At 69.5% G+C, this 14,425-nt stretch carries 15 protein-coding genes; 14 read left to right on the top strand and 1 reads right to left on the bottom strand.

The window, feature by feature from the left end; translation table 11 throughout:
• Nucleotides 1–39: 39 nt before the first annotated feature.
• From rpoH to INE98_RS00905, 3 genes are all read left to right on the top strand, one after another.
• Entirely contained in the window at nt 40–927 is an 888-nt protein-coding gene (rpoH, locus tag INE98_RS00915) for an RNA polymerase sigma factor RpoH (RefSeq protein ID WP_293535867.1), read from the top strand.
• A gap of 133 nt (nt 928–1,060) precedes the next feature.
• The gene (locus INE98_RS00910; RefSeq protein WP_293535866.1) at nt 1,061–2,359 is read left to right on the top strand and encodes a cytochrome P450; all 1,299 of its coding nucleotides are present in this window, start codon (nt 1,061–1,063) and stop codon (nt 2,357–2,359) included.
• A 16-nt stretch (nt 2,360–2,375) separates the two neighbouring features.
• Complete coding sequence (locus INE98_RS00905) at nt 2,376–2,969, top strand: TetR family transcriptional regulator (protein WP_293535865.1); 594 nt, start codon at nt 2,376–2,378, stop codon at nt 2,967–2,969.
• A 7-nt stretch (nt 2,970–2,976) separates the two neighbouring features.
• On the opposite strand, the gene INE98_RS00900 is transcribed toward INE98_RS00905, so the two are convergent.
• On the bottom strand, nt 2,977–4,266 hold the full coding sequence (locus INE98_RS00900; RefSeq protein ID WP_293535864.1) for an adenylosuccinate synthase: 1,290 nt from the start codon (nt 4,264–4,266) through the stop codon (nt 2,977–2,979).
• A gap of 215 nt (nt 4,267–4,481) precedes the next feature.
• Here INE98_RS00900 and INE98_RS00895 point away from each other — a divergent pair, with 215 nt between their 5' ends.
• The 11 genes from INE98_RS00895 to INE98_RS00845 form a co-directional block, all read left to right on the top strand.
• Nucleotides 4,482–4,898 carry a VOC family protein gene (locus tag INE98_RS00895; protein ID WP_293535862.1) on the top strand — a complete coding sequence of 139 codons (417 nt, stop codon included), beginning with the start codon at nt 4,482–4,484 and terminating at the stop codon, nt 4,896–4,898.
• The gene (locus tag INE98_RS00890; protein WP_293535861.1) at nt 4,895–5,881 is read left to right on the top strand and encodes a threonine/serine dehydratase; all 987 of its coding nucleotides are present in this window, start codon (nt 4,895–4,897) and stop codon (nt 5,879–5,881) included. Before INE98_RS00895 ends, INE98_RS00890 begins: the two co-directional genes overlap by 4 nt.
• A 72-nt stretch (nt 5,882–5,953) precedes the next feature.
• Nucleotides 5,954–7,609: a M28 family metallopeptidase gene (locus INE98_RS00885; protein ID WP_293535860.1), complete on the top strand. Its 1,656-nt coding sequence runs from the start codon at nt 5,954–5,956 to the stop codon at nt 7,607–7,609.
• 63 nt (nt 7,610–7,672) lie between these two features.
• Nucleotides 7,673–8,296 carry a TetR/AcrR family transcriptional regulator gene (locus INE98_RS00880; RefSeq protein WP_293535859.1) on the top strand — a complete coding sequence of 208 codons (624 nt, stop codon included), beginning with the start codon at nt 7,673–7,675 and terminating at the stop codon, nt 8,294–8,296.
• Nucleotides 8,293–9,345: an alpha/beta hydrolase gene (locus tag INE98_RS00875; protein ID WP_293535857.1), complete on the top strand. Its 1,053-nt coding sequence runs from the start codon at nt 8,293–8,295 to the stop codon at nt 9,343–9,345. The genes INE98_RS00880 and INE98_RS00875 overlap by 4 nt, the downstream gene beginning before the upstream one ends.
• 3 nt (nt 9,346–9,348) lie before the next feature.
• Nucleotides 9,349–10,332 (top strand): NADPH:quinone oxidoreductase family protein, encoded by a 984-nt coding sequence (locus INE98_RS00870; protein WP_293535855.1) that lies wholly within the window; start codon nt 9,349–9,351, stop codon nt 10,330–10,332.
• Between the two features lie 93 nt (nt 10,333–10,425).
• Nucleotides 10,426–10,560 carry a 50S ribosomal protein L34 gene (rpmH, locus tag INE98_RS00865; protein ID WP_293535853.1) on the top strand — a complete coding sequence of 45 codons (135 nt, stop codon included), beginning with the start codon at nt 10,426–10,428 and terminating at the stop codon, nt 10,558–10,560.
• Nucleotides 10,561–10,594: 34 nt separating this feature from the next.
• Nucleotides 10,595–10,993 carry a ribonuclease P protein component gene (locus INE98_RS00860; protein WP_293535851.1) on the top strand — a complete coding sequence of 133 codons (399 nt, stop codon included), beginning with the start codon at nt 10,595–10,597 and terminating at the stop codon, nt 10,991–10,993.
• Between the two features lie 12 nt (nt 10,994–11,005).
• Complete coding sequence (gene yidC, locus INE98_RS00855; RefSeq protein WP_293535849.1) at nt 11,006–12,790, top strand: membrane protein insertase YidC; 1,785 nt, start codon at nt 11,006–11,008, stop codon at nt 12,788–12,790.
• Nucleotides 12,787–13,473, top strand: coding sequence for a ribosome biogenesis GTP-binding protein YihA/YsxC (gene yihA, locus INE98_RS00850; protein ID WP_293535847.1), 687 nt, complete (start codon nt 12,787–12,789; stop codon nt 13,471–13,473). The genes yidC and yihA overlap by 4 nt, the downstream gene beginning before the upstream one ends.
• A 45-nt stretch (nt 13,474–13,518) precedes the next feature.
• The coding region (locus INE98_RS00845) for an acyl-CoA dehydrogenase family protein (protein ID WP_293535845.1) at nt 13,519–14,425 on the top strand (907 nt) is incomplete at its 3' end.

The raw sequence follows: 14,425 nt of genomic DNA, 5'->3' as shown, positions 1-14,425 counted from the left end.
GTGGGTCTTTTCGCCTTCCGTGCAGGAGGAAATGGACCGATGTCTGCGAACGCTCTGGCGGTGATGACCCCCGAAGGCGGCCTGTCGCGCTACCTGACCGAGATTCGCAAGTTCCCCATGCTGACCAAGGACGAGGAGTTCATGCTGGCCAAGCGCTGGCGTGAACATGAGGATCCGAAGGCGGCGCACCGGCTGGTCACCAGCCACCTTCGCCTCGTGGCCAAGATCGCCATGGGATATCGCGGCTATGGCCTGCCGATCGGGGAGGTGATCTCCGAGGGCAATGTCGGTCTTATGCAGGCCGTCAAGAAGTTCGAGCCCGACAAGGGCTTTCGCCTCGCCACCTACGCCATGTGGTGGATCCGCGCCTCGATCCAGGAATACATCCTGAGATCCTGGAGCCTGGTGAAGATGGGCACCACCGCCTCGCAGAAGAAGCTGTTCTTCAACCTGCGCAAGGCCAAGAGCGCCATCTCCGCCTTCCAGGACGGCGACCTCCGGCACGATCAGGTTGAGCAGATCGCCACCAAGCTGGGGGTCGAGGAGTCGGAGGTCATTTCGATGAACCGCCGGTTGTCTGGTCCGGACGCCTCACTGAATGCGCCCATGCGTGTGGACGGGGAGAGCGAGTGGCAGGACTGGCTGGAGGACACCGGCGCCGTCAGCCAGGAGACCCAGGTCGCCGAGGACCAGGAGCGGACCCAGCGCATGAGCCTGCTGGACGCCGCCATGACCGAGCTGACGGACCGCGAACGGCACATCCTGACCGAGCGCCGGCTGAAGGACGACCCCACCACCCTCGAGGACCTGGCCTCCCAGTACGGGGTCAGCCGCGAGCGGGTGCGCCAGATCGAGGTGCGGGCCTTCGAGAAGCTGCAGAAGGCGATGCTGGCATCGGCCCGCGAGAAGAACCTGGTCGAGGCCTGACCGCTTCGCCCGGCGAGAGCGGCCAAGTCAACGCGCATTGACATCTGTCCTGTGAGTGGGTCACCTCGATCCTCCGGGGGGTTGCGCACGCACGCGGCCCCGCTGGCAAGAACGGCAGGAACGGGAGAGCGCCATGAACATCGCCGTCAGGATCGAGTCCGACGAGGCCGTCCGCGAGGCCAACGAAACCCCCCTCGAGCTTCTGAACCCGGGCCGTCCAGACCGGTTCCAGAAGGACACCATCCTGGCGGTCTTCGCCCGTTTGCGCCGCGAGGACCCGGTCCACTTCACCGCCGAGAGCGACTTTGGCCCCTATTGGTCGGTCACCCGGTGGAAGGACATCATGGCGGTGGACACCAACCACGAGATCTTCTCTTCGGCCCAGGGCATCACCCTGCCCAACCTGGTGGCCCTGGCCGAGCAGCAGAAGGTGCTGGGTGAACTGGCCCGGCCCCGCACCGGCGGCGGCGCCGGCTTCATCACCATGGACGAGCCCGAGCATGGCGTGCAGCGCAAGGCCGTCAGCCCCACAGTGGCGCCGGCCAACCTTCAGCGCATGGCGCCGATCGTCCGTGAGCGTGCCGGCCTGATCCTCGACTCCCTGCCCATCGGCAAGGAGTTCGACTGGGTCGACCTGGTGTCGAAGGAACTGACCGCCATGACCCTGGCGACCCTGTTCGACTTCTCCTTCGAGGACCGCCGCAAGCTGACCTACTGGTCCGACATCGTCACCAACCCGCCCGGCCACGGCCCGGTGAAGAGCTGGGAGCACAAGTTCCAGGCCCTGACGGAGTGCTTCATGGCCTTTGAGGAGCTGTGGAACCAGAAGGTCGACGCCGAGCCGTCCGCCGACCTGATCTCCATGCTGGTGCACAACCCGGCCACCCGGGACATGGACCGCGACACCTATCGCGGCAATGTCATCCTGCTGATCGTCGGCGGCAATGACACCACCCGCAACACCATCTCCGGCAGCGTCGTGGCCCTGAACCAGTTCCCGGCTCAGTATGACAAGCTGCGGGCCAACCCGGCCCTGATCCCGTCCATGGTCTCCGAGACCATCCGCTGGCAGACCCCCCTGGCCCACATGGCCCGGGTGGCGAAGTCCGACTTCGAGCTGGGCGGCAAGACCATCAAGGCCGGCGACCGGGTGGTGATGTGGTACCTCTCGGGCAACCGGGACGAGGACGAGATCGACAACCCCAACGCCTACATCATCGATCGCGACCAGTCCCGGCATCACATGTCCTTCGGCTTCGGCGTGCACCGTTGCGTGGGCAACCGCGTGGCCGAGCTCCAGCTGACCATCATCTGGGAAGAGATCCTGAAGCGTTTCCCGGAGATCCGGCTGGCGGGCGAGCCTGTGCGCAACTATTCGGCCTTCGTGCACGGCTTCGAGACCCTGCCGGTCATCATTCCGAGCCGGAACTGAGCCGGGAGCCAACCCGATGACCGACCTGGCTGAACCGGCGCATCTTGTCGCGCCGCGGCGACGCGACGCCGCGGCGACCCGGGCGGCCATCCTCGAGGCGGCGAAGCGCGCCTTCGCCGTCACCGGGTACGACCGGACGTCCCTGCGCGACATTGCCGCCCTGGCGGGGTCGGACGTGGCCCTCATCCCGCGCTATTTCGGCGGCAAGGAGGGCCTGTTCACCGAGGCCCTCAAGGCGACCATCGCCCCCGACCGCCTGCGCGACTGGGACCGGCGCCGCTTCTCCCGGGACGTCGCCGAGATGATGGCCGGCGCCGCCGATATCGCCGATCCCCGGACCCGGACCTTCCAGTTCCTGCTGCAGGCGGCGACCTCGCCCACCACGGCGCCGCTGCTGGGCCGTGCGGTGCAGGAGCGTTTCCTGGCGCCCATCCGGGACTGGCTGGGCGACGAGGCCGGGCAGGAGCGGGCCCGCGTGCTGGCCGCCATCTACATCGGCTTTCTGGTCGAACGCCTGATCCGCGGCGCCGCCCTGGAGGGCGTCGAGCGCACCGCCTTCGTCGACCGGGTGACGGCCGTTCTCGAGGGTGTGATCGATCCCCAGGCCTGAGCCCGCCTCAGTCCAGGTAGGGGTCGCGCATCATGATGATGTCGTCGCGCTGGGGGCTGGTGGACAGAAGGGCCACCGGCGCGCCGACCAGCTCTTCGATCCGGCGGACATACTTCACCGCGGCTCCGGGGAGGTCCTTCCAGGAGCGGGCGCCCTGGGTGCTGTCGGTCCAGCCCTCGATCTCCTCGTAGACCGGGACCAGGCGGGCCTGGTCGCGCAAGCCGGCGGGCAGATAGTCCACCGGCTGGCCGTCGAGGGTGTAGCCGGTGCAGATCTTCAGGGTCTCGATCCCGTCCAGCACGTCCAGCTTGGTCAGGACGATGCCCTCGACGCCGCCGACCCGGACCGACTGACGCACCAGGGCGGCGTCGAACCACCCGCAGCGGCGCGGCCGGCCGGTGACCGTGCCGAACTCATGGCCGCGCTCGCCCAGCCGGGCGCCGATCTCGTCGTGCAGCTCGGTGGGGAAGGGACCCTCGCCCACCCGGGTGGTGTAGGCCTTGACGATGCCCAGGACATAGCCGCCCGCCTGGGGCCCGACCCCCGAGCCCGCCGCCACCTGGCCGGCCACGGTGTTGGAGCTGGTCACGTAAGGATAGGTGCCGTGGTCGACGTCCAGCAGGGTGGCCTGGGCGCCCTCGAACAGGACCCGCCGGCCGGCGCGGATCTGGTCGCCGAGGATGCGCCAGGCCGGCTTCACGAAGGGCGCGACCTGGGGCGTGATCTCCGCCAGCTGGGCGAGGATGTCGGCGGGGGTGACGGGGGAGAGGCCCAGGCCCGCGCGCAGGGCGCCGTGGTGGGCCAGCAGGCGCTCGATCTTGGTCTCCAGCGCCTCGCGGTCGGAGAGGTCGGCGAAGCGGATGGCCCGGCGGCCGACCTTGTCCTCATAGGCCGGGCCGATGCCGCGGCCCGTGGTGCCGATCTTCCCGGCGCCGGCCCGGGCCTCCCGCGCCTGGTCGAGGTCGCGGTGCAGGGGCAGGATGAGGGTGGCGTTGTCCGCCAGGACCAGGACGTCCGGCGTGACCTCCAGGCCCTGGGCCCGGGCGCGGCCGATCTCGTCCATCAGGGACCAGGGGTCCACCACCACGCCGTTGCCGATGATGCTGAGCTTGCCCTGCACCACGCCCGAGGGCAGCAGGGACAGCTTGTAGGTCTTGTCGCCCACCACGATGGTGTGGCCGGCGTTGTTGCCGCCCTGGAAGCGGACGACCACGTCCGCCCGGTCGGCCAGCCAGTCGATGACCTTGCCCTTGCCCTCGTCGCCCCACTGGCCGCCGATGACGGTGACGTTGCCCATGATGTGATCCTGTCAGGTATGCGTCCGCCGCCTGCCAGCGACTCCGTTCCCGCCCTTCGACAGGCGCTCGGCGGGGGGAGGGTCTGCAATGTCTGGACCCGAGGCGGCGCAGGTTGCGCCGGGCTTCCGGTCCGCGGGGGATAGACAGGCGGGCGGGGCCGACGTCAAGGGGTTTTGGTCTGGAGCCGTCGGTCTCCGGGCGCTAGGACGGAACCATGGACAGACCTCGCTTCCACCTCGCCTTCCCCGTCCGCGACCTTGCCGAGGCCCGGGCCTTCTATGGCGGCCTGCTGGGCTGCGCCGAGGGCCGTTCGAGCCCGGAATGGGTGGACTTCGACTTCCACGGCCACCAGATCGTGGCCCACCTCGCGCCGGCGCCGGAGGATGTCGCGACCAATCCCGTGGACGGCGAGGACGTGCCGGTGCGTCATTTCGGGGTGATCCTGGACCTCGCCTCATGGCGCGCCCTGGCCGACCGGCTGGAGGCGGCGGGCGTGGACTTCATCATCCCGCCCCAGGTCCGTTTCCAGGGCCAGCCCGGCGAGCAGGCGACCCTCTTCTTCCTCGATCCGTCGGGCAACGCCCTGGAGTTCAAGGCCTTCGCCGACGACGCCATGGTCTTCGCCCGGTGAGCGTCCTGGCCTTCGCCGATATCGAGGCGGCGGCCGAGCGCCTTTCGGGACAGGCGGTCGTCACGCCCCTCATCGAGAGCCCGGCCCTGAACGAGAGGCTGGGCCTGCGGGTGCTGATCAAGCCCGAGACCCTGCAGAGGGTGGGGGCCTTCAAGTTCCGGGGCGCCTTCAACCGACTGTCGCAGATCGCCCCCGCCGACCACCCTCGCGGGGTGGTGGCTTTTTCCTCGGGCAATCATGCGCAAGGGGTGGCCCTGGCGGCGCGGCTGCTGGACATGCCGGCGGTGATCGTCATGCCCGCCGACGCCCCTCAGGTGAAGGTCGAGGCCACCCGCGGCTACGGCGCCGAGGTGGTCTTCTACGACCGGATGACCGAGAGCCGGGAGGCGATCGCCGCCCGGCTGGCCGGGGAGAGGGGAGCCGTCATCGTCCCGGCCTACGACGATCCGGACATCATTGCGGGGCAGGGTACGGCGGGGCTGGAGCTGGCCCGGCAGGCGCAGGCCCTGGGGGCGGAGATGGACGTCGTGGTCGGTCCGGTGGGTGGCGGCGGACTGATGGCGGGGGTGGCCCTGGCGGTGCAGACCCTGTCGCCCCGGACCCGGATCGTGGGGGTGGAGCCGGAACTCTATGACGACGCCCGCCGGTCCCTGGCCAGCGGCCGGCGCGAGACGGCGGCGCCGACCGTGCGGACCCTCTGCGATTCCCTGGAGACGCCGTCGACGGGGGAGCTGACCTTCCCGATCCTGAGGGAGCGCCTCTCGGCCATCGTGACCGTGAGCGACGCCGAGGTGGCCGAGGCCCTGCGGCTGGCCTTCTCCACCCTCAAGCTGGTGGTGGAGCCCGGCGGCGCGGTCGGCCTGGCCGCCTTGATGGCGGGCAGGGTTCCCGGAATCCCGCCCGGCGCCTGCGTCGGCCTCGTCCTGTCCGGCGGCAATGTCGACCCGGACCTCTTCGGGCGGGTGCTGCGCGGGGAATTCTGAGCCGCCGCCGCTGGCGGAAGCCGTCCCCAGGGGTTAATCACGCGGGCAGACCTGTTTCCCCCGGGGACCCGAATGACCCTCAAGCGCACCCTCCTGGCCGGCCTGTCGGCCCTGTTGATCTCTGTTCCCGCCCTGGCCGCCGACCTGGATCCGGCCCGCCTGACCCAGCATGTGAAGGTGCTGTCGGACGACGCCTTCGAGGGCCGCGCCCCGGATACCGAGGGCGAACGCAAGACCGTGGCCTACCTCGTCGAGCAGTTCAAAAGCTTCGGCCTGCAGCCCGGCGGCGACCTGCAGAAGGACGGGACTCGGGCCTGGACCCAGGACGTGCCCCTGGCCCGCTTCGACACCGAGGGCCCGGTGGCGGTCAGCGTGAACGTCGGCGGCCAGACCCGCGCCTGGACCCAGGGCGAAGAGGTCGCCATCCGGGCGGCCCAGACCGGGATCAGCCGCCTGACCCTGAAGGATGTCCCCCTGGTCTTCATCGGCTATGGGGTGACGGCGCCCGAGCGGAACTGGGACGACTTCAAGGGCCTCGACATGAAGGGCAAGATCGGCCTGGTGCTGATCAACGACCCCGACTTCGAGACCGGACAGGGGGACTTCGGCGGCAAGGCCATGACCTATTACGGCCGCTGGACCTACAAGTTCGAGGAGGCCGCCCGGCGCGGGGCCGTGGGCTTCCTGGTGATCCATGAGACCGATCCGGCGTCCTACGGCTGGGCGACGGTGAAGAACTCCAACACCAGCACCCTCTTCGACATCATCCGCGCCAATCCCGCCCAGTCCCACGCGCCCCTGGAGGGCTGGATCCAGCGCGACGTGACCGTGGACCTGTTCAAGGCGGCGGGCCTCGACTTCGAGGCGCTGAAGGCCAAGGCCCAGACCCGGGACTTCCGCCCTGTCGAGCTGACCGGCGTGACCTTCTCCACCGACTACGCCGTCCGGGCGCAGAAGATCATCTCGAAGAACGTCGTCGCCCGGAAGCCGGGGCGCCGCCATGCCGACGAGACCGTCATCTACACGGCGCACTGGGACCATCTGGGCGTGGGCGCGCCGGACGCCAGGGGCGACCGGATCTACAATGGCGCCCAGGACAACGCCCTGGGGATCGCCTCCCTGCTGGAGGTCGGCCGCAAGTACGCCCTCGCGCCGGCGCCGGATCGCTCGGTGGTCTTCCTGGCCGTGACCGCCGAAGAGCGCGGCCTCCTGGGCTCTGAGTACTATGCCGCCAACCCGCTCTATCCGCTGGCGACGACGGCGGGGGTGATCAACATGGACGGGGCTTCCACGGCTGGCCCGGCCAGGGATTTCACGACCTCCGGCGACGCGCCCCTGACCCTGCAGGACGACCTGGTGGCCCTGGCCGCCAAGCGGGGCCGGGTCTATACGCCGGATCCCAACCCGGGCGCCGGCTACTTCTTCCGCTCGGATCACTTTCCTTTCGCCAAGCGCGGCGTGCCGGCCATCTCCTTCGGGTCGGGCCGGGACCTGATCGAGGGCGGCAGGGAGAGGGGCGAGGCCCTGGCCAGGGACTATACGACCTACCGCTACCACCAGCCCGCTGACGAATGGTCGCCCGACTGGAACCTGACCGGGGCGGCCCAGGACGGGGCGCTGCTTCACGATCTCGGTCGTGAGCTGGCCAACTCCCGTCGTTGGCCGGACTGGAAGGCGGGCTCGGAGTTCCGCGCCGTCCGGGCGGATACAGCGTCCTTGCGGCGATAGGCGAGGTCTCGACGCCAGCGCGCGATGTCCTATGGTGACGCGCGTCATCTTTTGAGCGAGTCCATGCCCGACACCGCCCTCGCCCCTGCCGGAAAGCGCGAGATCACCAAGGCGCAGAACCGCCAGACGATCCTCGATGCGGCGCGCGAGGTGTTCGGCGAGGTGGGGTTCGAGGCGGTGACCGTGCGCGACATCATCCGCCGCACGGGCCTGGCCTCGGGGACCTTCTACAACTACTTCCGCTCGAAGGAGGAGGTCGCCGCCGCCCTGTCCCGGGACGGCGCCCGCCGCTTTTCACCGGTGCTGAAGGCCCAGCGGGAGCGGGCCCGGACCTGGGAGGAGTTCGTCCGCGGGGCGCTCAGCGCCTATTACGGCTTCCTGGCCAGCGAGCACGACAGCTGGATGTCCCGCCGGACGGCCGGGGAGGCGGGCGAGGTCCCGATGGGCGAGACTCCGGAAACGGCCGCCGTCTTCGAGGAGGTGCGCCGGTCCATCGTCGATGAGGCGGAGCGCGGCGGAGCGCGGGGGGTCGACGCCGATTACCTCGCCGCCGCCTGCATCGGACTCGCAAGGGAAATCGGCTGGAAGATGCTGACCCGACGTCCTGTGGACACCGCCGCTGCAACGGACTTCGCCGCCACCCTGATCCTCCGGGGCACCGCCGGCCTCGCCGAGGCGCCCCGGTGAGCCGCGCAAGCCAGGGTCGGGCGGTCCTGTCCTGGATCCTGTCCCTTCCCGCGCCCGTCCTGCGCCTGCTGTCCGGCGGCGCGGCGACCTACCGGGAGGGGCGGACCCTGGATCCCCGCCTTCAGTTCCTGGCCGCCGGCGCGCGCCGGGGTCGCCCGATGAGCGCCATGACCCCTGAGGAGGCCCGCCGCGCCAGCGCCGCCGCCTTCCGCGCCACCGCCGAGGCGCCGCCCCCCGGCGTACGCATCGAGGCCCTGACCGTACCGGGCGGCGAAGGCGACCGGCCCGCCCGCCTCTATCGGCCCTCACGGCCCTTGCCGGATATTCCCGTCCTGGTCTTCGCCCACATGGGCGGCGGAGTGATCGGCGACCTCGATACCGCCGAGGGGTTCTGCGGTCGCCTGGCCGAGTCCCTTCGCGGGCCCGTCTTGTCCGTGGATTACCGTCTGGCCCCCGAGCACCGGTTCCCGGCGGGATACGAGGATGTCCTGGCGGCCTTCCGCTGGGCCCGCGACAACGCCGGGGCCCTGGGCGCGCCTGCGGGGCGGGCGGCCATCGGCGGAGACTCCATGGGCGGGCTGTTCGCCGCCGCCCTGGCGCAGGAGATGCGGCGGACCGGTGAGCCGGGACCCGACCTGCAGCTGCTGGTCTATCCTTGCGTGGACCTGGCCAGCGAGACCCCGTCCATGACGGCCTTCGCCGACGCCTTTCCCCTGGACCGGGCCACGATGGACTGGTTCGTCGGCCACTATCTCCCGCCCGGCGGGGATCCCGCCGATCCGCGCAATGCGCCGGGCCAGACCGAGGACCTGTCAGGCCTGGCGCCGGCCGTGATCGCCACCGCCGGCTTCGATCCCCTGGTCGACCAGGGCGAGGCCTACGCCCGCCGTCTCGCCGCCGCCGGCGTGCCGGTGGACTACCGACGCTATGACAGCCTGGTCCACGGCTTCACGGCCTTTGGCGGCGTAGTCCCGGAGGCCCGCCGGGCCTGCGCGGAGATCGCCGGCCTGGTCGCCGCCCGGCTCTCCCAACCCCTTCGGAAGGACTGAACCATGCGTGCGCTCGTCGTCGAGGAACTGGCCGCGGAGTACGCCGGCTGCCGGGTCAAGGACCTGCCCGATCCGGTCCCGGGGCCTGGGGAGGTGCTGGTCAAGGTCCGGGCGGGCGCCCTGAACTTCCCCGACCTCATGCAGACTCGCGGCGAGCACCAGCACAAGCCGCCCGTACCCTTCACCCCGGGCATGGAGATGGCCGGAGACGTGGTGTCGGTGGGCGAAGGCGTCACCGCCTGGAGACCCGGCGACGCCGTGGCGGGGGGGTCGCGCACCGGCGCCTTCGCCGAGTACGCCGTCAGTCCCGCCGCCGCCCTGCACCGCAAGCCTGAGGGAATGACCTACGGCCAGGCCGCCGGCTACCAGGTCTGCTACCTCACCGCCTGGGTCGCGCTGGTCCGCAGGGCGCAGGTCCAGCCCGGGGAGTGGATTCTGGTGCATGGCGCCGCCGGGGGGACGGGCCTTGCGGCCGTCGACCTGGCCCGGCATCTGGGCTGCCGGGTGATTGCGGCCTCGGCCTCCGACTCCAAGCTGGCGGTCATCGAGAAGGAGTATGCCCCGGACGCCGTGGTGAATGTGACAGGGGGGTTCAAGGACAGGGTCAAGGAGATCACAGGCGGGCGCGGCGCCGATGTCATCTTCGACCCGGTCGGCGGGGATGTCTTCGACGAGAGCGTGCGCTGCATCGCCTTTGATGGCCGCATCCTGTCCATCGGCTTCACCTCAGGTCGCCTGCCCGTGCTGCCGGTCAACTACGCCCTGATCAAGGGTTTCTCGGTCATGGGGGTCCGGGCTGGCGAGTATGGCCGGAAGTTCCCGGAGAGGGGCCGGGAGAACAACGAGGCCATCTGGAAGCTGGCGGCCGAGGGCGCCATGCATCCCCGGGTGGATCGGGAGTTTCCCCTGGACCATTGGCGCGAGGCCTTCGACACCCTGGCCGACCGGACCGTGGTGGGAAAGACCATCATCCGGCCCGACCTTTGACCGCTCACCGGGCCGCCCGGCAGGCCGGCGGCATTGACAGGGGATCGGGCATCCCTTATTCCCCGCGCCTCGTTTGCCCCCGGAGCTGGTCCCGTGAAGCGCACATTTCAGCCCTCCCGTCTCGTGCGCGCGCGCCGTCACGGCTGGCGCGCCCGCATGGCCACCAAGAACGGCCGCAAGGTCATTGGTCGTCGTCGCGCCAAGGGCCGCAAGCGGCTGACCGCCTGACGGCGCGACGCCGGCAGGTTGAAGGGCCCTCCGGATGGAGGAACCCGCCCCCCCCATTGAGCGCCTCAGGACGCGCCCGGGCTTCCTTGAAGCGGCCCGGGGAAAATCATGCGCGCGCGGCGCTGTGCTGATGCAGGTCCGAGACCGCCAGGACGGGGACCCCTTGATCCGCGTGGGATTCACGGCGACCCGAAGGATCGGCGGCGCCGTGGTCCGGAACCGCGCAAAGCGCAGGCTGAGGGAGGCGGCCCGCCTTCTGGTTCCCGGCCTCGGGCGTCCCGGGTGCGACTATGTCCTGATCGCCCGGGGCGGAACCCCTGCGCGTCCCTGGCCGCGTCTCCTTGACGATGTGAAAACCGCGCTGATAAGCCTCGCGACCGAGGGCGACCGCCCTGTCCGCGCGCCTGACCGCGCCCCTTCCTTAACAGACTGAGCGCGCGATCGAATGCCCGACAATACGAACCGCAATACGATCCTCTTCGTCGTTCTCTCCCTCGCCCTGCTGTTCGGCTACCAGGCCCTGGTGCTGGGTCCGCAGAACGAGCAGCGGGAGGCCGAGCTGAGAGCGCGTGAAGGCGCCCAGGCCGTCCAGCCATCGGGCTCGCCTGCGGCGACTGTCCGGCCGGAGGGTCCGGTCTATGTCTCAAGGGCCGCCGCGCTGGGCGGCTCCCCCCGGGTTACGGTGGACACACCCGCCCTCCAGGGCTCCCTGTCCCTGCGCGGAGGCCGGATCGACGACCTCTTCCTGAGGGACTATCGGGTCACCGTTGATCCGGAGTCGCCCCCCGTGGAGCTGCTCCGGCCCGAGGGGATGCGTGACGCCTGGTTCGCCGAGTTCGGATGGACCGGCGCCAACCTGCCGGGCCTGCCTTCATCGGCTTCCCAGTGGACCCTTGTGCAGGGCGACCGGCTCTCCCCCGGCCGGCCCGTGGTGCTCCGGTACGATGCAGGCCAGGGGCTGGCCTTCACCCGGCGGATCGAGGTGGACGACAAGTTCATGTTCACGATCACCGATACGGTCGCGAACAGCCTGTCCAATCCCGTGACGATCGCACCCTATGCTGCAGTCCAGCGTCGCGGCGCCCCCGCAGTCCCCGCGATGAACGCTCATGAAGGCGCCGTCGGGGTCATGGACGGCGTTCTGGAGATGCTGAACTACAACCAGCTGAAGAAGGAGGAGGAGAAGGGCTTCTCCGCCACCGGCGGCTGGCTCGGCATCACCGACAAGTACTGGCTGGCGGCGGTGGTTCCCGAGCAGACAGAAAAGGTGAACGCCGCCTACAGGACCACCCAGGTCTCTGGCGTCGACATCTTCGAGGCCAATTTCGTCGCCCAGCCACGGGTGGTGCAGCCCGGCGGGACCTACACCCACGTGAGCCGTCTCTTCGCCGGCGCCAAGACGGTTCCGGTCCTCAGGACCTACGAGGACACCCTGGGGATTCCGCGGTTCGAGGACGCCGTCGACTGGGGCAGGCTGTTCTTCATCACCAAGCCCGCCTTCTGGCTGCTCGAGGTCTTCAACGGCCTGCTCGGCAGCTTCGGGCTCGCCATCCTTGCGCTGACCGTGGTGGTCAAGCTGCTGATGTTCTATCCGGCCAACCTGTCCTACGAGTCGCTGACCAAGATGAAGAAGGTCCAGCCCCAGGTCGAGGAGCTGCGCGCGCGCTGGAAGGACGACCCGCAGAAGCAGCAGCAGGAGCTGATGCGTCTCTATCAGTCGGAGAAGATCAATCCCCTGATGGGCTGCCTGCCCATGCTGGCCACGATCCCGGTCTTCCTGGCCTTGTTCAAGGTGCTCTCGGTCGCCATCGAGATGCGCCATGCGCCCTTCTACGGCTGGATTCAGGACCTCTCGTCCCGCGATCCGACGACTCTCCTGAACCTGTTCGGCCTGATCCCCTGGGATCCCGCGACGACCCCCTTCATCGGCGGTTTCCTGAACACCTACCTGCACATCGGTGTCTGGCCGCTGGCCTATGGCGTTACGCAGTGGCTTTCCATGAAGATGAGCCCGCCCGCTCCAGACCCGATCCAGCAGAGGATCATGGAGCTGATGCCGGTGATCTTCACCTTCGTCCTGGCGTCACTGTCAGTGGGCCTGATGATCTACTACACCTGGAGCAACATTCTCACGATCCTCCAGCAGTATGTGATCATGCGGAAGTACCAGGTGGATAATCCGATCGACGACTTCCTGAATCGCCTGAAGGCGCGAAAGGCCCCCGGGTGAGCCCCGGGGACGCCCGCGAACCCGACCCCGGGGACTATCCGGACGAGGAAATCGAGGCGGCGCGCGTTCTGTTCGCCCGGCCGGCGGTGTTCATGATGGGCGCGGTCTCGGTGGCCGGCCTGCCGGAGCCGGACCTGCCGGAGGTGGCCTTCGCCGGCCGGTCCAATGTGGGCAAGTCTTCGCTGATCAACGCCCTGGTCGGCCAGAAGCACCTGGCGCGAGCCTCGAACGAGCCGGGGCGGACGCGCGAGGTCAACTTCTTCCTCGTCGACGGCCGTCTGCGCCTGGTGGACCTTCCCGGCTATGGCTGGGCCCGGGCCGCCAAGGGCGAGGTGAAAAAGTTCCAGGCCCTGGGCCGGGACTATCTTCGCGGCCGGCCCAACCTGCGCCGGGCCTACCTGCTCATCGACGCCCGGCATGGCCTGAAGGAGGTGGACGAGGAGCCCATGGCGGCCTTCGACCAGGCGGCGGTCTCCTACCAGGTGATCCTGACCAAGGCCGACAAGCTCAAGCCCGCCGAGGTGGAGGCGGTCCGCGCCCGCACCGAGGCCCGAATCGCCAAGCGTCCCGCCGCCTTCCCGGGGGTGATCGCCACCTCCTCGGAGAAGGGGACCGGCCTTCCCGAGCTGCGCGCCGCCATCGTCCGCGCCTGCGGGATCGGAGACTCGCCTGACGCTGGGTGAGGCGGCATAGACTTCCGCCACTACGGCGAGTGACGGGAGGCCACCATGCTCGACACCTCAGGACGCACCCTCTTCGACGAGGACCTGAAGATTTTCCGGGAGCAGGTGCGCAAGGTCTACGCCCAGCACCTCGTCCCCAACCTCGACCGCTGGGAAGAGGAGGGCGTGGTGGACCGCGCCTTCTGGCTGGCCTGCGGCGAGGCCGGCCTGCTCTGCCCTCAGGTCCCGGCGGAGTACGGCGGCCTGGGCCTCGACTACCGCTACAATTCGGTGATCGGCGAGGAGCTGACCTACGCCGGCTCCACGGCGGGCATCACCCTGCAGTCGGACATCGTCGCGCCCTACCTCGTTCACTACGCCAGCGAGGACCTCAAGCAGGTCTGGCTGCCGAGGATGGTGTCGGGCGAGGCCATCGCCGCCATAGCCATGACCGAGCCCGGCGCGGGCTCCGACCTGCAGGGGGTGCGCACCACCGCCCGCCGGGACGGCGACGACTACGTGATCTCAGGGTCGAAGACCTACATCACCAATGGCCAGAGCGCCGACATCGTCGTCGTCGTGGCCAAGACGGACCCGGACAAGGGCGCCAAGGGCATCTCCCTGATCCTGGTCGAGGCGACCCGCGAGGGTTTCCGGCGTGGCCGGAACCTGGACAAGATCGGCCAGAACTCCGCCGACACCTCCGAGCTCTTCTTCGAGGACGTGCGCGTCCCCGTCGGCAACCTGCTGGGCGAGGAGAACCAGGGCTTTGTCTACCTGATGACCCAGCTGCCGCAGGAGCGGCTGCAGATCGCCATCTCCGGCCAGGCCGGCGCCCAGCGCGCCTTCGACGAGGCGGTGAAGTTCACCAAGGACCGCAAGGCCTTCCGCCAGACCGTCTTCGATTTCCAGAACACCCGCTTCACCCTGGCCAACCTGAAGGCCAAGCTGCAGGCGGGATGGGCGCACCTGG

It is taken from the genome of Phenylobacterium sp., from assembly GCF_020253645.1.
Lineage (GTDB): Bacteria > Pseudomonadota > Alphaproteobacteria > Caulobacterales > Caulobacteraceae > Phenylobacterium.
This window is presented reverse-complemented; position numbering and strand designations above follow the sequence as displayed.